18 protein-coding genes are annotated in these 20,343 nt (G+C 67.4%); 10 read left to right on the top strand and 8 right to left on the bottom strand.

From position 1 onward, the window contains the following. The first annotated feature begins 610 nt into the window (after positions 1–610). A complete protein-coding gene (locus HLA98_RS09630) occupies positions 611–2,710 on the top strand; it encodes a glycosyl hydrolase family 18 protein (RefSeq protein WP_129550585.1) in 2,100 nt (699 codons plus the stop codon). A gap of 119 nt (positions 2,711–2,829) precedes the next feature. On the opposite strand, the gene HLA98_RS09625 is transcribed toward HLA98_RS09630, so the two are convergent. Then, positions 2,830–3,615 (bottom strand): DsbC family protein, encoded by a 786-nt coding sequence (locus tag HLA98_RS09625; protein ID WP_049447586.1) that lies wholly within the window; start codon positions 3,613–3,615, stop codon positions 2,830–2,832. Between the two features lie 99 nt (positions 3,616–3,714). Next, positions 3,715–4,692, bottom strand: coding sequence for a site-specific tyrosine recombinase XerD (gene xerD, locus HLA98_RS09620; RefSeq protein ID WP_049447585.1), 978 nt, complete (start codon positions 4,690–4,692; stop codon positions 3,715–3,717). Positions 4,693–4,748: 56 nt separating this feature from the next. On the opposite strand from xerD, the gene HLA98_RS09615 reads away from it, so the two are divergent. After that, positions 4,749–5,240, top strand: coding sequence for an RDD family protein (locus tag HLA98_RS09615; RefSeq protein WP_057499637.1), 492 nt, complete (start codon positions 4,749–4,751; stop codon positions 5,238–5,240). Between the two features lie 178 nt (positions 5,241–5,418). Here HLA98_RS09615 and lptG read toward each other — a convergent pair whose 3' ends face one another. Together lptG and lptF are read right to left on the bottom strand one after the other, a co-directional pair. Further along, complete coding sequence (gene lptG, locus HLA98_RS09610; protein ID WP_049447583.1) at positions 5,419–6,525, bottom strand: LPS export ABC transporter permease LptG; 1,107 nt, start codon at positions 6,523–6,525, stop codon at positions 5,419–5,421. After that, complete coding sequence (gene lptF / locus HLA98_RS09605; RefSeq protein ID WP_088479992.1) at positions 6,522–7,604, bottom strand: LPS export ABC transporter permease LptF; 1,083 nt, start codon at positions 7,602–7,604, stop codon at positions 6,522–6,524. Before lptF ends, lptG begins: the two co-directional genes overlap by 4 nt. A 104-nt stretch (positions 7,605–7,708) precedes the next feature. On the opposite strand from lptF, the gene HLA98_RS09600 reads away from it, so the two are divergent. The 5 genes from HLA98_RS09600 to HLA98_RS09580 all read left to right on the top strand — a co-directional run bounded on the left by HLA98_RS09600 (position 7,709) and on the right by HLA98_RS09580 (position 13,723). Next, complete coding sequence (locus HLA98_RS09600) at positions 7,709–9,187, top strand: leucyl aminopeptidase (RefSeq protein WP_057499806.1); 1,479 nt, start codon at positions 7,709–7,711, stop codon at positions 9,185–9,187. An 82-nt stretch (positions 9,188–9,269) separates the two neighbouring features. After that, positions 9,270–9,695 carry a DNA polymerase III subunit chi gene (locus HLA98_RS09595; protein ID WP_049447578.1) on the top strand — a complete coding sequence of 142 codons (426 nt, stop codon included), beginning with the start codon at positions 9,270–9,272 and terminating at the stop codon, positions 9,693–9,695. Between the two features lie 19 nt (positions 9,696–9,714). Next, entirely contained in the window at positions 9,715–9,906 is a 192-nt protein-coding gene (locus HLA98_RS09590; RefSeq protein ID WP_014035920.1) for a YqaE/Pmp3 family membrane protein, read from the top strand. Between the two features lie 33 nt (positions 9,907–9,939). Further along, positions 9,940–12,768 carry a valine--tRNA ligase gene (locus HLA98_RS09585; protein ID WP_057499807.1) on the top strand — a complete coding sequence of 943 codons (2,829 nt, stop codon included), beginning with the start codon at positions 9,940–9,942 and terminating at the stop codon, positions 12,766–12,768. 133 nt (positions 12,769–12,901) lie between these two features. Beyond that, complete coding sequence (locus HLA98_RS09580) at positions 12,902–13,723, top strand: EamA family transporter (protein WP_057499808.1); 822 nt, start codon at positions 12,902–12,904, stop codon at positions 13,721–13,723. A gap of 36 nt (positions 13,724–13,759) precedes the next feature. Here HLA98_RS09580 and rimI read toward each other — a convergent pair whose 3' ends face one another. Genes rimI through pssA form a run of 3 tightly spaced genes read right to left on the bottom strand, consistent with a single transcriptional unit; the run spans position 13,760 to position 15,536 of the window. Further along, positions 13,760–14,257, bottom strand: coding sequence for a ribosomal protein S18-alanine N-acetyltransferase (gene rimI, locus HLA98_RS09575; protein WP_057499809.1), 498 nt, complete (start codon positions 14,255–14,257; stop codon positions 13,760–13,762). Then, positions 14,254–14,706 (bottom strand): hypothetical protein, encoded by a 453-nt coding sequence (locus HLA98_RS09570; RefSeq protein WP_057499810.1) that lies wholly within the window; start codon positions 14,704–14,706, stop codon positions 14,254–14,256. Before HLA98_RS09570 ends, rimI begins: the two co-directional genes overlap by 4 nt. A gap of 53 nt (positions 14,707–14,759) precedes the next feature. Further along, complete coding sequence (pssA, locus tag HLA98_RS09565) at positions 14,760–15,536, bottom strand: CDP-diacylglycerol--serine O-phosphatidyltransferase (RefSeq protein WP_005415206.1); 777 nt, start codon at positions 15,534–15,536, stop codon at positions 14,760–14,762. Positions 15,537–15,616: 80 nt separating this feature from the next. Here pssA and HLA98_RS09560 point away from each other — a divergent pair, with 80 nt between their 5' ends. The 3 genes from HLA98_RS09560 (at position 15,617) to HLA98_RS09550 (ending at position 18,866) form a co-directional block, all read left to right on the top strand. Next, positions 15,617–15,991 (top strand): DUF4124 domain-containing protein, encoded by a 375-nt coding sequence (locus HLA98_RS09560; protein ID WP_057499811.1) that lies wholly within the window; start codon positions 15,617–15,619, stop codon positions 15,989–15,991. A 565-nt stretch (positions 15,992–16,556) separates the two neighbouring features. Further along, positions 16,557–18,260 carry a proline--tRNA ligase gene (locus tag HLA98_RS09555; protein WP_057500364.1) on the top strand — a complete coding sequence of 568 codons (1,704 nt, stop codon included), beginning with the start codon at positions 16,557–16,559 and terminating at the stop codon, positions 18,258–18,260. A 222-nt stretch (positions 18,261–18,482) separates the two neighbouring features. Continuing rightward, complete coding sequence (locus HLA98_RS09550; RefSeq protein WP_005415203.1) at positions 18,483–18,866, top strand: H-NS histone family protein; 384 nt, start codon at positions 18,483–18,485, stop codon at positions 18,864–18,866. A 135-nt stretch (positions 18,867–19,001) separates the two neighbouring features. On the opposite strand, the gene HLA98_RS09545 is transcribed toward HLA98_RS09550, so the two are convergent. Then, positions 19,002–20,261, bottom strand: a complete 1,260-nt coding sequence (locus tag HLA98_RS09545; protein ID WP_004142069.1) for a threonine/serine exporter family protein — start codon at positions 20,259–20,261, stop codon at positions 19,002–19,004. Between the last annotated feature and the right edge of the window lie 82 nt (positions 20,262–20,343).

The raw sequence follows: 20,343 nt of genomic DNA, 5'->3' as shown, positions 1-20,343 counted from the left end.
CAACTGCCAAAGCAAAAGCAGGATTTCCGTGGGATGGCGGGGTGGGTCCGGTGGCGGGGGACGCCGTGAATCCGTCCATGGAGGCTCGGTCGCCGCATCCATGCGGCTCACGCCCCCGCAACCGGACCCACCCCGCCTTCGACAGATTTCCGCGATCTGCGGCAGATCCACGCCATGCGTGGACGCTCCCCGGTGGTGCCGGCCGCTGGCCGGCAACCAGGAAATGTCAGAAATCAGGCATTGAAGAGCGCAGCGACCGGCTTTTGCTTTTGATTTTTTGTTCTGTCTTTCGTGGCTGGCCGCGCAGGAACCCGCCCGGCCAACCCCCAGAAATCCGCTGTTCGCGGAAAGCCCCAGCCACGAGGGGCTCCGCCGATGGCCGCCGACCGCACGCAGCGCCGCTCTCCGCCCGATTCCCGGAACCATGCGCTTGCTCACGGATTGACCACGCGATTGATGACAACGTTGTCCCTACCTGGCGCCGGACTCTCTCCCCGGCCCCCCAGGTGCCTCCGTCCGGCCCCACCCGTCGCCTTCCCGGGCGACGCCCGGACCTGCGTCACGCGCGGCGCCATCGGGGCCCGCGCGCCCTTTGATCGGAGACTTACCCATGTACGACCCGATTGTGCGCAGTGCCGAACGTGCGACCCGAAGCTGTCGTCCCCGCCGCCTGGCCTGGCTGCTTGCCCTGGCCGCCGGTACCGCCGCCCTGCCCGGCCTGGCGCAGGCCGCCAGCTGTGCCGGCGTGGCCCAGTGGGACCAGGCCAAGATCTACCGGGCCGGCGATACCCTGCAGAAAGGAGGCGTCCTCTATCGGGCGAACCAGGACATCTGGAACGCGCCGCCGGACCATCCGGCCGGTGCGCCCTACTACACCAACCTCGGCGCCTGTGATGGCAGCGGCGCCAACCAGCCGCCGGTGGTCAGCCTGACCTCGCCGGCCAATGGCGCCACCTTCAGTGCCGGCAGCACGGTCAACGTGACCGCCAGCGCCAGTGATCCGGACGGCAGCGTCGCCAAGGTCGAATTCTTCCGCGATGGCAGCACGCTGGGCGTGGCCACCAGTGCGCCGTATGCGGCCAGCTGGGCCAATGCCAGCGCCGGCAGCCACACCCTGCGCGCGGTAGCGACCGATAACAACAACGCCACCAGCAGCACCGCGACCATCACCATCACCGTCAACGCCGCCGGTGGCGATACCACCGCACCGAGCGTGCCGGGCGGGCTGGCGGTCGGCACGCGTACCGCCAACAGCATCGCGCTCAGCTGGAGCCCCTCCACCGACAACACCGGCGGCAGCGGCCTGGCCGGCTACGACGTGTATCGCAATGGCAGCCTGGTCGGTTCACCGTCCAGTGCCAGCTATGTGGATGGCGGACTGACCGCGTCGACCACCTACCGTTATCGCGTACGTGCCCGCGACAACGCCGGCAATGCGTCGGCACAGGGCACCGAGATCAGCGCCACCACGCTGGCCGGCGACGGCGGCACCACCGGCAAGCGGGTCATCGGCTACTTCACCCAGTGGGGCATCTACGGCCGCAACTACCGGGTCAAGAACATCGACAGCAGCGGCTCGGCCGCGCGCCTGACCCACATCAACTACGCCTTCGGCAACGTGCGCAACAATCGCTGCGAAGTGGGCGTCACCCAGCCGTCGGATCCGAACAGCGGTGCCGGTGGCGACGCCTTCGCCGATTACACCAAGGCTTTCAGTGCCGCCGAGAGTGTCAGCGGCAGCGCCGATACCTGGGACCAGCCGCTGCGCGGCAACTGGAACCAGCTCAAGCAGCTCAAGGCCAAGTACCCGGGCATGAAGGTGTTGATCTCGCTGGGTGGCTGGACCTGGTCGCGCGGCTTCTCCAGCGCGGCGCGCCCGGAAAACCGCCAGGCCTTCGTCGCCTCGTGCATCGACGCCTACATCAAGGGCAACCTGCCGGTGACCGACGGTGCCGGTGGCGCCGGTGCCGCACTGGGCGTGTTCGACGGCATCGACATCGACTGGGAATACCCGGTGGCCTGCGGCATCGAATGCGGCAAGCCGGAGGACAACGCCAACTTCACTGCGCTGATGGCCGAATTCCGCCGCCAGCTCGATGCGGTGCGTCCGGGCCTGTTGCTGACGGTGGCAGTGGGTGCGGGCATCGACAAGATCCGCGTCACCGATCCGGCCGCGTACCACCCGTACCTGGACTACATCAACGTGATGACCTACGACTTCCACGGCGCGTGGGATGCGAAGACCAATCACCAGTCGGCGCTGTTCGATTCGCCGAATGACCCGTCCACCGGCGACCAGAAGCTGTACAACAGCAACGACGCCATCGAGGCCTTCATCAGCCGTGGCGTGCCCGCCGCCAAGCTCAACCTGGGCATCGGTTACTACGGGCGTGGCTGGACCGGTGTGGCCAATGCCAACAACGGCCTGTACCAGACCGCGACGGGTGCCGCCCCGGGTACCTACGAGGCCGGCATCGAAGACTGGAAGGTGCTGAAGAACCTGGCGTGGCCGGGCTACACCGACAACACTGCCGGTGCCACCTGGATCTACAACGGCAGCACGCTGTGGAGCTTCGATACCCCGGCCAACATCACCCGCAAGATGGGTTACGTGAAGACTCAAGGCCTGGGCGGCGCGTTCGTCTGGGAGTTCAGTGGTGACGATGCACAGGGCACGCTGACCAAGGCGGTCAGTGATGGCCTGAAGTAAGAAAAAGCCGGGGATGCGACACGCATCCCCGGCTTCCGACCTGTAGAGCCGAGCCCATGCTCGGCTGCCGAAACATCAGCCGAGCATGGGCTCGGCTCTACAGGAAAAGATCGGCGGCGTCAGCGCTTGGCCGACAGCTTTTCCAGCGCCGCGCGCAGCTGCGCCGGCGGCAGGTAGCCGCCCAGCTGGGTGCCATCCGGCGCGAAGATCGCCGGCGTGCCATTCACGCCCAGCTGCTGGCCCAGCGCGTACTGCATCGCCACCGGGTTGGTGCAGTTCTTGGCCGGCACGCTGCCACCGCGCTTGGCATTGGTCAGCGCCTGGCGACGATCCGCCGCACACCAGACCGAGATCATGTCGGTGTAATCCTTGCTGCCCAGGCCCATGCGCGGGAATGCCAGGTACTCGACGCTGATGCCGTTGCGGTTGAGCTCGGCGATGTCCTGGTGCAGCTTGCGGCAGTAACCGCACTCGATGTCGGTGAACACGCTGATGGTGTACTTGGCGTTCGGCGCGGCAAACACGATGCGGTCGCCGTGGTTGGCCTTGGCCAGCAGGTCACGGCGGTAGCCCAGCAGGCCTTCGCTGTTGGCCGGGCCTTTGGCGCGGGTGTCGTAGGGCTGCGACTGGAACAGGTAGCGACCATCATCGGACACATACAGCAGCTGCCCGGAAACGACGACCTCGCGGAAGCCGGGGAACGGTGCAGCGCCGATGTAGTCCACCTGGAAGCCGGGATTGAGCGCGGTCAGCGCGGCGCGCACGGCCTGGTCGGCCGAAGCGTTGGCGGCCGGGCCGGCCTTGGCCGCAGCAGCGGCGGGTGCCTTGGCGGCCGGCGGAGCCGGCTGGGCGCAGGCAGTCAGGCTGAGCGCACCGAACACGGCGGCGATGGCAAATCGGAGCATGGAGCGTTCCGCGGCAGAAGAAGACCCCGGATTCTGACACAGCCACCGCGACCGGGCCGCGACGCCGCACACGGCGCAAGGCAGGGTTCAGGCCCTCGCTCAGCCGCGTGGATGATGCCGGGCGTGCAGCTTCTGCAGGTGTTCGCGCGCAACCAGGGTGTAGATCTGGGTGGTCGACAGCGAACTGTGGCCGAGCAGCATCTGCAGCGCGCGCAGATCCGCACCGCGGTTGAGAAGGTGGGTGGCGAAGCTGTGGCGCAGGCCATGCGGACTGATCCGCACCGGGTCGATGCCGGCCACCTGCGCGTGGCGCTTGACCAGGTGCCAGAACGCCTGCCGGGTCAGTGCATGCAGCGTCGGCTCGATGAACAACGGGGTCTGCCCATCGGCCAAGGCCTGTACTCTGCCCTTGCCGACCAGCTGCGGGCGCGACTGCTGCAGGTAACGCTCCAGCCAGTGCTGCGATTCCTCACCCAGCGGCACCAGCCGTTCCTTGCTGCCCTTGCCGGTAACCCGCAGCACGCCCTGGCGCAGGTTGACCGCGGTGGCCGGCAGCAGCACCAGCTCGCTCACGCGTAGACCGGCGGCATACATCAGTTCCAGCATGGCGCGATCGCGCAGGCCCAGCGGGCTGTCGATGTCCGGGGCCGCAAGCAGCGCATCGATCTGGCTTTCGGCCAGCGCCTTGGGCAGCAGCCGTGGCAGCTTCGGCGGATCCAGCAGCGCGCTGGGGTCCTCGCTGCGTTCGCCGCGACGCACGCCATCGGCGAAGAACGCCCGCAGCGCCGACAGCAACCGCGCATTGCTGCGCGGCGACCAGCCATGCCGGGTGCGCCAGGCCAGATAGTCGAACAAGCCCGGGCGCTCGATGCCGGCCAAGCCACCGTCGCGCCCATCCATCCAGCGCGCCAGCCCTTCCAGGTCACGCCGGTAGCTGTCGAGGGTGGCGCGGGCCAGGCCGTTCTCGGCCCAGATCGCATCGAGGAAGCGCTGGATGCGCACGCTGTCGTCGGCGCGCAGTTCGGGCAGTTGCTGGACCAGCTGGCGGCGTTCGGCGGGGGTGGAAACAAGGGCCATGCGTGCAGGATACGAGGGCCACTGCGGGCACGGCCAGCTTTGCGTATGCTCGGCGCATGTCCCGCCCTGCCACCGACACGGCCCCTGCGGCCGCTACCGAAGTGCCCCGCCCGCGTGCGCTGCTGCCCTGGCGCGTGCTGGCAATGGTCTACGACGCGCTGCCGGTGCTGGCGCTGTGGATGCTGGCCGGCACGCTGTTCACCCTCGCCTACACCTTCAGCGGCCACGCGCAGCGCGAGAACATCGCGCCGTTCAGTGCCTGGCAGTGGCTGCTGTGGGCGGTGTGCTGGGCGATCACGGGGTGGTACGCCACGGCCAGCTGGCGCCGCGGCGGGCAGACACTGGGCATGCGGCCATGGCGGCTGAAACTGCAATCGCGCGATGGCACCCCATTGCGGCGCGGCCAGCTATGGCTGCGTTTCGCCGTGGGCACGCTGTCCCTGCTGCTGGGCGGCTTGGGATTCTGGTGGGTGTGGGTCGACCGCGAACGCCTGACCTGGCACGACCGCGCCAGCGGCACCCGTCTGGTGCGCATGCCGAAACGGTGATGCACGACCTGTAGAGCCGAGCCCATGCTCGGCTGGCAGGCGGTGCGCAAAAAGCAGCCGAGCATGGGCTCGGCTCTACAGAATCCAGCACGCTGGGCCGGGATGCTGGTGGTCCTGGCGCGGATGCCGAAGCGGTGGATTGTCCCGGTAGCGCCGGGCATGGCCCCGCGCTACCAGATCAGCCCGACTTGCGCCGGAACAGCAATCCGGACACCGCCAGCATCACGATCGGCGGCAGCGCATAGGCAATGCGGTAATCGAACTTCAGCGCGCCGGCCATGCGACCGAAGAACAGCTGCAGCAGCCAGAAGCCCAGTGCAAACAGGATGCCCAGGAACAGGCGCTTGCCCATGCCGCCACTGCGCAGCGAACCGAACGCGAACGGCACCGCGGCCAGGCACAGCGCCAGCACGTTCACCGGGTAGAACCAGCGGCTCCAGTACACATCCTCGAAGTCGCGCGCATCCAGCCCGTTGCGCTGGCGGTAGGCAATGCTGGTGCTCAGCTCGGCCACACTGAGGTTGCGCGGCTTGGCGATGCCGGTGGCCAATGCGGCCGCATCCAGCTTCGAATTCCACGGTTCACGCGCGATTTCCTGGCGGGTCGCCGAGCGCTCGCCGAAGGTGTCGCGCCGGACCCCGGTCAGCACCCAGCCGTCCTTGTCGTGCTCGGCGGTGTCAGCATGGGTCAACGCGGCAATCTTGCCGTCGTCGGCGATACGGTACAGGCGCACATCACGCAGGATCAGACGCGTGCCCTTGTCACCCACCAGCTGCTCCTCGCCGCTCTGCGCATTGAGGAAGGTATCGCCCTCGCGTGCCCACAGGCCCGAGTAGCGGGTGGTGGAAATGTCCCGCCCCCACTTGGCGCTGGCCTTCAGCGCATCGGCGCGGTCCTGGCCCCAGGGGCCCAGGGTCTCGGCGCTGAGCACCATCACCGCGGTCAGCAGCGACAGCGCGATCGCCACCGATACGCTCAGGCGCTTGCGCGACAGGCCCAGCGCGCGCAGCGCCGTCAGTTCCGAAGTCGCGGCCAGCTGGCCCAGGCCCATCAGCGCGCCGATCACCGCAGCGGTGGGGAACATCGTGTAGGCGCGGCGCGGCACCGTGTACAGCACCCACGCGGCGGCATGGCCCAGGGTATAGCCGTTCTTGCCGATGTCCTTGAACTCGCCGGAGAACGCCATTACCACGTCCAGGCCGACCAGCACGGCCCAGGTCAGCAGCACCGTGGTGAACACCGACTGGCCCAGGTACAGGTCGAACCGCATCGGGCGCAGCCTCATGCGCGGGCTCCCTTGGGGCGGCCCAGACGGCCATCACGTGCATACATCCAGATCGCCAGCGCCAGCAGCGGCAGGGTCAACCACCACAGGCCGAGCGCGGGCGGAATCTTGCCGTTGGCGATCCAGCCACTGCCGATGAACATCAGGTTGGTGCCGACCATGTAGGCCATCAGCGCCAGCATCATCCGGCCGTAGCGCTGCTGGCGCGGCGAGCTGCGGCCCAGCGGCACGGTCAGCAGGGCGAACGCCAGGGCGATCAGCGGCGGCGCCAGGCGGCGGTGCAGCTGCGCCTGCGCCTGCGGACGCTCATCGCCGATCAGCTTCAGGGTCGGCATCAGTTCGGGGTCATCTTCGGTGCGGGTCTGCGCGCCATCGGGCAGGGCCACGTCGTTGCGGGCGAAGGTCGCCAGCCGGTAATCCAGCGCGCCAGCCACCGGCCCCTCCACCTGGTGGCCATCATCCAGCTCCAGGAAGCGCTGGCGGGTGCCCTCGAAGAACATGCGGCCACCATTGGCGGACACCACTTCCAGGCGGTCGTCCTTCTGCCGCTGAAGGAATACCTTGCCCAGCTGGGTGCCATCGGGCGAGATCGAGGACAGGTAAACCACGCCGCCATTGGGCAGCGGGGTGAAGCGGCCCGGCTCCAGGCCCGCCATCAGCACGCTGCGGTTGGCCTCGATGATCATCTGCTCGGCCATCCGGCCGGCCCACGGGCCCAGCCACAGCGAGCAGGCGCCCACCAGGGCGACCACCGGCACCACCAGCATCAGCAGTGGCCGCAGCAGGCGTTTGGGCCCGACGCCAATGGCGGTGATCACCGCCATCTCCGAGTCGCGGTACAGGCGGGCGATGGCCAGCAGCAGGCCCAGCATCAGCGCCAGCGGCAGGATCAGCGGCAGGTAGGCGATGAACTGCAGGCCCAGCTGCGAGAACAGCAGCTTGGCCGGCAGGCGTCCGTCGGCAATGTTGCCGAGGATGTCCACCAGCACGCCGCCCACGCTGACCACCAGCAGGACGATCAGGGTAGCCAGGAAACTCTGGACGAAATCGCCCAGCAGGTATCGGTCGAGCTTCAGCATGGGGCGGTGGTTTAAACTCTGGGGTTCGTTCGCGGTGCCGCCCAGTCTACTGTCTGGGCGTAAACGGCCTGCGATTGTACGGACTCGCCAATGGAATCTGCTCAATGGCCCTCGAATTCACCCTGAACCACGTTGCTCCGGCCGCCGCCGCCGTTGATTGCCTGGTGGTCGGCGCGTATGCCGACCATACCCTGACCGCGGCCGCACAGGCCCTGGACACCGCCAGTGGTGGCCGCCTGGCCGCCCTCGCCCAGCGCGGCGACCTGTCCGGCAAGACCGGCGCGACCACCCTGCTGCACGACCTGCCGGGCGTGACCGCCCCGCGCGTGCTGGTGGTTGGCCTCGGCGAAGTCGCCCGTTTCGGCGTGCCGCAGTACCTGAAGGCCGTTGGCGACGCCGTGCGCGCGCTGAAGGCCGGTGCTGCCCGCAGCGCACTGTTCACCCTGTCCGAAGTGACGGTGAAAGACCGGGATGCGGCTTGGGCGATCCGCCAGGCGGTGATCGCCGCCGATCACGCCGCCTACCGCTACACCGCCACCCTGGGCAAGAAGAAGGCCGACGACGCCGGCCTGGCCCAGCTGGCCATCGCCGGTGACGACGCCCAGGCGCTGGCCCAGGGCCAGGCCATCGCCGCCGGTGTCGAGTTCGCCCGCGAGCTGGGCAACCTGCCGCCGAACTACTGCACCCCGGCCTACCTGGCCGAGGTGGGCGTGAAATTCGCCGGCGAGCATGAAGGTGCCGAAGCCGAGATCCTCGACGAGCATCAGATGGAAGCGCTGGGCATGGGCTCGCTGCTGGCCGTCGCCCGCGGCTCGGCCAACCGCCCGCGCCTGGTCGTGCTGAAGTGGACCAATGGCGGCGACGCCAAGCCGTACGTGCTGGTCGGCAAGGGCATCACCTTCGATACCGGTGGCGTCAATCTGAAGACCCAGGGCGGCATCGAAGAGATGAAGTACGACATGTGCGGTGGCGCCAACGTCATCGGCACCTTCGTTGCTGCGGTCAAGGCCAAGCTGCCGCTGAACCTGGTGGTGGTGGTGCCGGCGGTGGAAAACGCCATCGACGGCAACGCCTACCGCCCGTCCGACGTGATCACCTCGATGTCGGGCAAGACCATCGAAGTGGGCAATACCGACGCCGAAGGCCGCCTGATCCTGTGCGACGCGCTGACCTACGCGCAGCGCTTCGAGCCGGCCGCGCTGGTCGACGTGGCCACCCTGACCGGTGCCTGCATGGTTGCCCTCGGCCACCAGACCGCCGGCCTGATGAGCAAGCACGACGACCTGGCCAACGAGCTGCTGGCCGCCGGCGAGCACGTGTTCGACCGCGCCTGGCGCCTGCCGCTGTGGGACGAGTACCAGCCGATGCTGGATTCAAGCTTCGCCGACGTCTACAACATCGGCGGCCGCTGGGCCGGCGCGATCACCGCGGGCTGCTTCCTGTCGCGCTTCGCCGAAGGCCAGCGCTGGGCCCATCTGGACATCGCCGGCGTGGCCAGCGATGAAGGCAAGCGTGGCATGGCCACCGGCCGCCCGGTCGGCCTGCTGAGCCAGTGGCTGCTGGACCAGGTCGCCCGCGCCTGATGCCCTACCCGACCCTGGCCGGCAAACGCCGGCCGGGGCCTCGCCCGGCACCGCCGGAACCCTGCCTGACCCGGACCCTGCCATGCCCCGCGCCGATTTCTACCTGATCGCCAAGCCCCGTTTCCTGACCGAGCCGCTGCGCCTGGTCTGCGAGCTGGCGCGCAAGGCCAACGACGCCGGGCTGTTCACCCTGGTACTGGCCCGTGACCAGGCCCAGGCCGAGGAACTGGACGAGCTGCTGTGGGCGTTCGACAACGATGCCTACATTCCGCACCAGATCGTGGGTGAGGATGTCGACGAGGAAGAAGCGCTGGTGCTGATCGCCCCGCCAGGCGGTGACGCGCCCGTACGACCGCTGGTGATCAACCTGCGCGACGAACCCTGGCTCGGCCAGTGCGAACGTGTGCTGGAAGTGGTGCCGGCCGACCCGGAAGCGCGCGAACCGCTGCGCGAACGCTGGCGCCAGTACAAGACCGCCGGTTACGACCTGAACAAGCACGACATGTAAGCCCAGCGAGGCCCCCTTGATGCGCCTGTTGATCGCCCTGATTCTTCCCTGGCTGTCCTTTTTCACCATCGGCCGACCGCTGGCCGGCATCGTCTGCCTGATCCTGCAGATCACCCTGATCGGCTGGCTGCCCGCCGCCATCTGGGCCGCCTACGCGGTCAGCCAGTACCACACCGACCAGAAGATCCGGCGCGCCCTCGGGTCGCGCTGATCTCCCTTCCGCCTTGATTACCGGTTCCCCTGCATGACCCAACTCGCCTCCAGCTACGACCCGAAGTCCTTCGAGACCGACCTCTACGAGGCCTGGGAGAAGGCCGGCCACTTCAAGCCGTCCGGCACGGGCGAGCCGTACACCATCCTGCTGCCGCCGCCGAACGTGACCGGCACGCTGCACATGGGCCACGCCTTCCAGCAGACGCTGATGGATGCGCTGGTGCGCTACCACCGCATGCGCGGCTACGACACGCTGTGGCAGGTCGGTACCGATCATGCCGGCATCGCCACCGAAATGGTGGTCAGCCGCAACCTGGCACTGGAAGGCAAGGGCGAGACCCGCGATTCGCTGGGTCGCGAAGGCTTCATCGGCAAGGTGTGGGAGTGGAAGCAGCAGTCCGGCGACACCATCGAGCGCCAGATGCGCCGCCTTGGCACGTCGGCCGACTGGTCGCGCAGCACCTTCACCATGGACCCGCAGCCGTCGGCCGCGGTCAACGAAGCCTTCGTGCGCTGGTACGAACAGGGCCTGATCTACCGCGGCCAGCGCCTGGTCAACTGGGACCCGGTGCTGAAGACCGCCATTTCCGACCTGGAAGTGGAGAGCGCCGAGGAAGACGGTTTCCTGTGGTCGATCGCCTACACGCTGGATGAGGGCCTGAGCTACGAGCACATCGAGCGCGACGCCGACGGCGTGGAAACCCTGCGCGAAACCCGCGACTACCTGGTCGTCGCCACTACCCGCCCGGAAACCCTGCTGGGCGATACCGCGGTGATGGTGCACCCGGAAGACGAGCGCTACGCGCACCTGATCGGCAAGAGCGTGGTGCTGCCGCTGACCGGCCGTCGCGTGCCGGTGATCGCCGACGACTACGTGGACCGCGCGTTCGGCACCGGCGTGGTCAAGGTCACCCCGGCGCATGATTTCAACGACTACGAAGTGGGCGTGCGCCACAGCCTGCCGATGATCAACCTGTTCACCCCGGTGGCAGCGCTGAATGAAAATGCACCGGAGCGTTTCCAGGGTCTGGACCGCTACGAAGCACGCAAGGCCGTGCTGGCCGAGCTGGAAGACCTGGGCATTCTGGTCGAGACCAAGGCGCACAAGCTGCAGGTGCCGCGCGGTGACCGTACCGGCCAGGTGATCGAGCCGTACCTGACCGACCAGTGGTTCGTGAAGATGGACGACCTGGCCAAGCGTGGCCTGGAACTGGTCGAGGACGGAAGCATTTCCTTCGTGCCGCCGAACTGGATCAACACCTACCGCCACTGGATGAACAACATCCAGGACTGGTGCATCAGCCGCCAGCTGTGGTGGGGCCACCGCATCCCGGCGTGGTTCGACGAAGCCACCGGCAGCTGCTACGTCGGTCGCAGCGAAGAGGAAGTGCGGGCAAAGCACAACCTGGGCAGCGACGTGGTGCTGAACCAGGAAAGCGACGTGCTGGAGACCTGGTTCTCCTCGCAGCTGTGGCCTTTCTCCACCCTGGGCTGGCCGAACGAGCAGGCCATGACCGAGCGCGGCTTCGATCGCTACCTGCCGTCGTCGGTACTGATCACCGGCTTCGACATCATCTTCTTCTGGGTGGCGCGCATGATCATGGCCACCGACAACCTGGTCGGGAAGATCCCGTTCAAGGACGTCTACTTCACCGGCCTGATCCGCGACGGCCAGGGCCAGAAGATGTCCAAGAGCAAGGGCAACGTGCTCGACCCGCTGGACATCATCGATGGCATCACCATCGACGACCTGGTTGCCAAGCGCACTGGCGGCCTGATGCAGCCGAAGATGGTCGAAAAGATCGAGAAGGCCACCCGCAAGGAATTCCCGGACGGCATTGCTGCCCACGGTGCCGATGCGCTGCGCTTCACCATCGCGGCGCTGGCCACCCACGGCCGCGACATCAAGTTCGACATGAACCGCGCCGAGGGCTACAAGAACTTCTGCAACAAGCTGTGGAACGCCAGCCGCTTCGCGCTGATGAACACTGAAGGCGCGGCGTTCACCGGCGTTCCCAAGCCGCGTACGGATGCCGAGCGCTGGATTCTCTCGCGCCTGGCCGCCACCACCGCCGAAGCGCAGGGCCATTTCGCCGCCTACCGCTTCGACCTGCTGGCGCAGTGCCTGTACGAGTTCGCATGGAACGCGTTCTGCGACTGGTTCCTGGAACTGAGCAAGCCGGCCCTGAATGGTGCCGACGCAGCGGATGCCGAGAGCACCCGTCACACGCTGTTGTACGTGTTGGAAGCGCTGCTGCGCCTGCTGCACCCGCTCACGCCGTTCATCACCGAACAGCTGTGGCAGCAGCTGGCCCCGCGCCTGGGCCTGGCCGAAACCACGCTGTCGCTGCGCCCGTACCCGACCGCCGCCGAGTTCGAAGGCGATTTCGCCCAGGCCGAGGCCGACGTGGAATGGCTGAAGGCGGTGATCAGTGCGGTGCGTCGCGTGCGCAGCGAACTGAACGTCGCGCCGTCCAAGCAGGTGCCGCTGCGCCTGCAGGCCGGCCTGGAGCAGGACCGCGCGCGCATCGAACGCTTCAGCGCCTCGCTGTCGTTCCTGCTGAAGCTGGACAGCATCCAGTGGCTGGCCGAAGGCGAAAGCGCACCGCCGGCTGCCGCCGCGATCGTGGGCGAGCTGAAGCTGCTGGTGCCGCTGGAAGGCCTGGTCGATCTCGATGCCGAGCGCGTGCGCCTGGACAAGGAAATCGCCCGCGTCGAAGCCGAAAAGGAAAAGAGCGAGACCAAGCTGGCCAAGTTCACCGACAAGGTGCCGCCGGCCGTGGTCGAGCAGGAACGCGTGCGACTGGCCGACTGGAATACTCAGCTGGCCGGCCTGCGCGAGCAGCGCGCGAAGCTGTAAGCGCCGCACTCTGGTGCGTGCCAACCAAGGTTGGCACCTACCACTGCGGGAGAGGTTGGCACCTACCGAAGCGGAATCGGAAACGCCGGGCGATGCCCGGCGTTTTCATTTCCGCGCATGGCATCATCGCTGGATGCCTCTTTCCATTTTCCTGCTGGTCCTCGCGGCCGCGGCCCTGCATGCCAGCTGGAATGCGATCGTCAAGCGCGGGCCGGACAAATTCCTCGGCACTGTGCTGGTCACCGGCAGCGCCGCGCTGCTGTCCGCAGCCGCCCTGCCCTTCCTGCCATTCCCCGCCCCGCACAGCTGGCCGTGGCTGGCCGCTTCAGTGCTGCTGCAGGTGACGTACTACGGCCTGGTCGCCCGCTGCTACCAGCAGGTCGACATGAGCCTGGCCTACCCGCTGATGCGTGGCAGCGCGCCGATCCTGGTCGCGCTGGCGGGCACCCTGCTGGGCGAGAAGCTGCCACTGGCGGCGTGGCTGGGCGTGGCGCTGGTCAGCACCGGCATCCTGTGCATGGCAGTGGGTGCGCGCGGCGGCCAACTGCGGCTGCCGCTGCTGACCGCGGCGATGATCGCCACCTACACCCTGGTCGATGCGCAGGGCGCGCGCCAGTCCGGCAGCGCACTCAGTTACACGCTGTGGCTGTTCCTGCTATCGGGCGTTCCGCTGCCACTGTGGGCGCTGTACACCCGCGGTGGCGCGGTGCTGGTCTATGCACGCCAGCATTGGCCACTGGGCCTGGCCGGTGGCGTCGGCACCACGGCGTCCTACGCGATGGCGTTGTGGGCGATGACCCAGGCACCGGTGGCGATGGTCGCGGCGCTGCGCGAATCGTCGATCCTGTTCGCGTTGCTGATCTCGGTGTTCCTGCTGCGCGAACGGATTCCGCACGCGCGCTGGCTGGCAGCGGCGCTCATCGTCGGTGGCATGCTGGCATTGCGGCTGGCGTAGCGGTAATGCCGGCCGCTGGCCGGCAACCCTGCTCCTTTACAACGGCGGCATCGTCTGCAGGTCGCCGTCGATCAGTTCGATCGCCATCACCACCGCATCTTCGCGGCCCTGTGCGGCCGGATAGTAACGCGGGCGGCGGCCGATCTCGTTGAAGCCTTCGCTGTGGTACAGCGCCAGCGCCGGCGTGTTGGACGGACGCACCTCCAGGAACACACGCTGCGCGCCGCGGTCACCGGCCAGCTGCACCAGCGCGCGCAGCAGCTGGCGTCCGAGTCCACGCGACTGGGTCAGCGGGTCGATGCAGATGTTCAGCACATGGGCCTCGTCGGCCGCGATGCTGAGTACGCCATAGCCGATCAACTGGCCATCGCGCTCCATGGCCAGACCCGGGTAGCCCGCACGCAGGCAGTCGACGAAGATGCCGCGGGTCCACGGGAACGGATAGCCACGTACTTCGATCGCCATCACCGCGTTGAGATCGCTTTCGCGCAGCGCGCGCAGGCTGACCGGACCGGGCAGGCTGACCGCACTCATGGCGTGCCCCGCTTGCGCAGGGCACGCAGCTGCGGCCACAGCGCACGCTTGGCGGCCGGGTCCTGACGCAGCTGGTCCAGCGGCCAGCTGTCCATCAGCGCCTGCGTGGCCGGATCGTTGGGGTTGCAGCCGGACGCACGCAGCAGGGCAATCTGCAGGCGATCCGGCAGGCGCACCACCGGCTGCCGCGCATTGCCGCCCGGCAGTGGACGACTAGGAGCCGGCGCGGAATCCGGTGCGCTGACCGGAGTCTCGCGACGCGGCGGCGCCGGGCGTTCCTGTCGGGAAACCGGTGTGGCTTCAGCCCGGGGCGCGCGCGCGGGTGCGGTAGGTGCCCGCGCCTGCTCCGCCGCTGGCGCGGCAGCCGTCTCGGCTTCAGCCACACTCAGCTGCAGCGCGGCATCCAGTTCCGCGGCCAACTGGCCGTCGTGGTAGACGGTGTAGCCCATGGCCTGCAGCCAGGCCTGCTGGGCCGGTGACCACAGCACGGGCAGGTCCTGGCTCACGCGGCCTCGGGCTTCTTGCGCAGGCGCTGCACGGCCCACATCACCGGGCCGGACAAGGCGTACAGGATGCCGACTGCGAACAGCACACGCGGCAGATCGATGACCGCGATGGCGATCGCCACCGGCACCAGTGCCAGCACCAGGAACGGCACGCGGTCGGAACGGGTGCCCTTGGCGGCACCGCCCTTGAAGCTCCAGAAGCGGATGCGGCTGACCATCAGCAGCGCAGCGATGATCGTCACCGCCAGCGCCACGTAGCGCAGCTGGTTGCCGTCCCAGCCCAGGTTGCCATCGGCAAAGGCCCAGACGAAGGACATCATCAAGCCAGCCGCAGCCGGGCTGGCCAGGCCGACAAACCAGCGCTTGTCGACCACCGCCACCTGGGTGTTGAAGCGGGCCAGGCGCAGCGCGGCACATGCGGCATACAGGAAAGCGACGGCCCAGCCGACACGGCCGAGCAGCGGGTCATCGAACTTCAGCCACGACAGCGACCAGTGGTACATCACCAGCGCCGGGGCCATGCCGAAACTGACCAGGTCGGCCAACGAGTCGTACTGCACGCCGAATTCGCTGCTGGTACCGGTCAGGCGCGCAACGCGCCCGTCCAGGCCATCCATCACCGCCGCCACGAACACGGCGATGCTGGCGTTGACGAAATCCCCGTTGGCCGCGGCGATGATCGCGTAGAAACCGGCGAACAGGCCCGCGGTGGTGAACAGGTTGGGCAGCAGGTAAATCGTGCGCGAACGCGGCGGCGGTGTGATCGGGTCCATGGAATCCAGTTTAATCGACTTGCCAGTGCTCGGCGCCAATGCTGCAATCGGCGTTCTACGCCCATTCCGTGGAGTTTGCCATGCGTGCCCTGTCCTGCCTTGGATGCCTGCTGCTGTTGGCCAGTGCCAACGCCGTGGCTGGCCCGGTCTATAAATGGAAGGACGCCCATGGCGTGACCCAGTATTCGGAGACCCCGCCGGCGGGCAGGAAATTCGAGACCCGCGAGCAGGCCCGCACCCCGCAGGCCGCGGCCAGCGCCGAAACCCCGGCCACACCCGTGCCGGAGCAGTGCAGCACCGCCCGTGCCAACCTGGCCCTGCTGGAAGGCGCCGGCCAGGTGATGCAGGACACCAATGGCGACGGCAAGCCCGACAGCCCGTTGAACCCGGAGCAGCGCAGCGCGCAGAAGGGATTGGCTGAAGCGGCCATCAAGGCGTACTGCCCGGCGGAGTGAGGGTATCGGCAGGGCTTGCAGCCCTGCACCTGCCGAAGCAACGGCAACGTCAAATGCCAAAGCGGCTTCCTGAGGGATGGCAGGGCACTGTGGGTTTGCGGGGCCGCCGTGAACCCATCCATGGGGGCTTGGTCGCCGCATCCATGCGGCTCACACCCCGCAAACCCACAGTGCCCTGCCTTCGACAGTTGGCCGGTGGCCGGTAGATCCACCCCATGCGTGGATGGAATCTGTCAGATCTCGAATTGAATCCGAGGTCAGATCCGTTTTCCTGCGGAAAGCGGATCTGACCCCATCGGCCTGTCCAACAGATTGCGGGAATCTGTCGAAGGCGGGGTGGGTCCGGTTGCGGGGGTGTCAGCCGCATGGATGCGGCTGCCAAGCCCCCAAGGACGGGTTCACGGCGTCCCCCGCAACCGGACCCACCCCGCCCTACCACGGGAAACCCGCTGCTGCTGTTGCTGTTGACGTTGCTTGAGGCGGGTGCAGGGCGCAGCCCTGCCGATACCCCTCCCCCCGGCGGGGCTGGCAGAATAGAGGTCTCTGCCGTTATCCGAAGCCGACGATGCGCCTCTCCCAGTTCCACCTGCACACCACCAAGGAAACCCCCAGCGACGCCGAGCTGACCAGCCACCGGCTGATGCTGCGCGCGGGCATGATCCGCAAGCTGGCATCGGGCCTGTACACCTGGTCGCCGCTGGGCCTGCGCGTGCTGCGCAAGGTCGAACGCATCGTGCGCGAGGAAATGGACCGCGCCGGTGCCGTGGAATTCCAGATCCCGACCATCCAGCCGAAGGAACTGTGGGAGCAGACCGGCCGCTGGCAGAAATTCGGCCCGCAGCTGCTGAAGATCAAGGACCGCAAGGACCAGGTGTTCTGCTACAGCCCGACCGCCGAGGAAGCCGCCTGCGACTTCGCGCGCAGCGAGCTGTCCAGCTACAAGCAGCTGCCGGTGAACTTCTACCAGGTGCAGACCAAGTTCCGCGACGAGATCCGCCCGCGCTTCGGCGTGATGCGCTCGCGCGAGTTCCTGATGAAGGACGCTTATTCGTTCCACCTGCACGATGAATGCCTGGTGCGCGAGTACGAGAACATGAAGGCGGCCTACAGCCGCATCTTCACCCGCCTCGGCCTGGATTTCCGCATGGTGCAGGCGGACTCCGGTGCGATCGGCGGTGATGCCTCGCAGGAATTCCACGTGATCGCCGATTCCGGCGAAGACGCGCTGGTGTTCTCCACCGGTTCGGACTACGCGGCCAACATGGAAGCGGCAATCGCCGCCGATCCGGCACCGCGTGCGGCCGCCAGCGAGGCCATGCGCAAGGTCGACACCCCTACCCAGAAGACCTGCGAGGATGTCGCGGCGCTGCTCGGCATCGACCTGCAGCGCACGGTGAAGTCGGTGGCACTGATCGCCGGCGAAGGCAAGGCACAGCAGTTCGTGCTGGTGCTGGTGCGCGGCGACCATGAGGTCAACGAGATCAAGCTGGCCAAGGTGGCCGGCCTGGAAGAACAGCGCTTTGCCAGCGAGGCGGAAATCGCCGAGTACCTGGGCAGCGTGCCGGGCTTCCTCGGCCCGGTCGCCCCGGCCAAGGCCATCCGCGTGGTGGCTGATCGCGAAGTGGCGGCGATGTCCGACTTCGTCGTCGGCGCCAACGAAGCCGGTTTCCACCTGGCCGGCGTCAACTGGGGCCGTGACCTGCCGGAACCGGAAGTGGCCGACATCCGCAACGTGCGTGCCGGTGACCGCGCGCTGGACGGTGGCGAACTGAAGATCGCCCGTGGCATCGAAGTCGGCCATGTGTTCCAGCTGGGTCGCAAGTACGCCGAAGCGCTGGATGCCACCGTGCTGGACGAGAACGGCAAGGCGGCGGTGATGGCGATGGGCTGCTATGGCATCGGCATCTCGCGCGTGGTGGCTGCCGCGATCGAACAGAACCATGACGATGCCGGCATCATCTGGCCGGACGCGATGGCGCCGTGGCAGGTGGTGGTGTGCGTGATCAACCCGAAGGGTGACGCCGCCGTGGCCGATGCAGCCGCCAACCTGCTGCAGGAGCTGCGCGATGCAGGCCTGGACGCGGCGCTGGACGACCGAGGCCTGCGCCCGGGCGCGATGTTCGCCGACATGGAACTGATCGGCATCCCGCACCGCGTGGTGGTCAGCGAACGCGGCCTGGCCGCCGGTACCTACGAGTACCGCTCGCGCCGCGCCAGCGAAGCGGAAAGCCTGGACAAGGCCACCCTGCTGCAGCGCCTGCAGGGTTGATCAGTAAAAGACCGGGGCATGCCCCGGTCTTTTTTTACCTGACGCCCCCTTGAGCAATATTGCAGCAGACATAATCCGGTCAAAATCGAAGCAATGCGGCCGGCATGTCGCCAAGCCTTGTCCTGCCTGCATTTGTACTCTGATTAATTCATCTTTATTCTGTCCGCCGACGCCATGGACTGGCTCGTCCCGTCCACACATTAGTTTCCGGAGTAACCGTAAATGAGCATTGACCTGACCGGCCTGTCGGCACGCGAGCTGGGCGCCCTGATCCGCACCGCCAAGAAACAGCAGACCATCGTCGCCAAGCGCCGGCCGATCACCAAGGTTCGCGCCCAGCTGACCAAGCTGGCCAAGACCGAGGGTTACACCATCGAGGAACTGTTCGGCGACGCCCCGGCCCCGCGCGCCCGCAAGGTAGCCAAGGTCGCCAAGGCACCGTCGAAGACCGCTGGCCGCAAGCTGGGCAAGGTTGCCCCGAAGTACCGCAACCCGGCCAACCCGAAGGAAACCTGGACCGGCCGTGGCAAGCAGCCGCGCTGGATGGCCGAGCTGACCGCCAAGGGCAACAAGAAGCCGGAAGATTTCCTGATCAAGAAGGCCTGAGGCCAGATCGGGATGCAATGAAAAACGCCGGCGAAAGCCGGCGTTTTTCATTCTTCGGTGTGTGGACCGAGGTCCACACCCACAGCAAGCAGCCCTCCCGGTGTGTGGACCAACGGTCCACACCCACCGACATCATTACAGGGTTTTGCGAGCCGGCATCAGCAGGTTGCCGAACAGCAGGCCCGCCACCAGCGCCATCACCACGTTGAGCACGGTGAGGAACACGCTCTGGCCGGCGCCCACGTCCTGCTGCTGGACCAGGGTCAGCACGCCGCGCAGGCTGGTGCTGCCGGGCACCATCATGATGATGCCTGGCAGGCGGATGATCGCACCCGGTCGGCCAACGAGGCGGCCGAACAGATTGCCACCGGCGGTCAGCAGCATCGCCGACAGGAAGATACCGGCGGGCGCGCCCCAGGCGTGGCCACCGAACTTGGAGATCGCATAACCGGCCACCGAGGCGGCGATCACCCACGGGTAATCACGGCGGTTGGCCTTGAACAGCATCGCGAAGGCGAATGCCGCGGTCAGCAGCGAACCCCACTCCACCCAGGGCCCCTGCGGCCGCGTAGCGCGGATCACCGGATCCAGCCCGAGCACGTCGGCCAGGGTCACCGCGATCATCGCGCCGACACTGAGTTTCATGATGGTGGTCAGCGCACCGGCGAAGCGCGCGGTCCCCGACACCCAGTGCTGGCTGGCCAGCTCGTTGACCGCATTGGTCAACGACATGCCCGGCAGCAGCACCACCAGCGAGGCGATGATCACCGTATTGAGGTTGAGTGCACCAACAAAGGACGCGACCAGGGTGGCGACCAGGCCAGCCAGCAGCGCGGCCAGTGCCTCGGCGGCTTCGCGGGTCGCCGGGCGACGGTCGGTGACCATGCCGAGCAGGCCGATCATCAGGCCGATGACACCGGCGGTGGCGATGTCCAGCCAGGGCAGCTTCCACATGCCGGCCACGCCGGCCGCGCCGAGGGTGAACGAGAGGATGGTGCGCAGCTTGCCGCGGCGTCCCGGGTCCTTGTCCAGCTGGCGCAGCGCGGTGTGGCCCTGGGCGATGCTCATCCGCCCGTTGGCCACTTCCTCGGCGATATGGTCGGCGACGCTGAGCTTGTGCAGATCGTTTTCACCGGGCGCCAGCCGGATCACGCGGGTGATGTCACTGGAGCCGATCGCCTGCGCCGGGTCGCTGAAGCTGAGGATGATACCGGTGGGATTCGACCACGGTTCACAATCCAGATCGAGCTGGCGGGCAAGTGCCACTACCGCCGTTTCCAGGCGCTGAGCCGTTGTGCCATAGCTGTGCAGGCGTCCGGCGATCTCGGAAACGAAGGCCACGCGCTGCGCGTAGGTGGCCTGGGGCGTGGGGATCGTGTGAGCGTCTGCGGACATGCGCCGTAGTATTACCTAGGCTGGGCCTTACCGGAGAAATTCATCCGAGTTCGACGCGATGCCCAATACAGAACGGTTATGC

Source organism: Stenotrophomonas africana, from assembly GCF_013004645.1.
Classification (GTDB): domain Bacteria; phylum Pseudomonadota; class Gammaproteobacteria; order Xanthomonadales; family Xanthomonadaceae; genus Stenotrophomonas; species Stenotrophomonas africana.
Note: the sequence above shows the minus strand (reverse complement) of the source record. Positions and strands in the feature narration are given on the sequence as shown.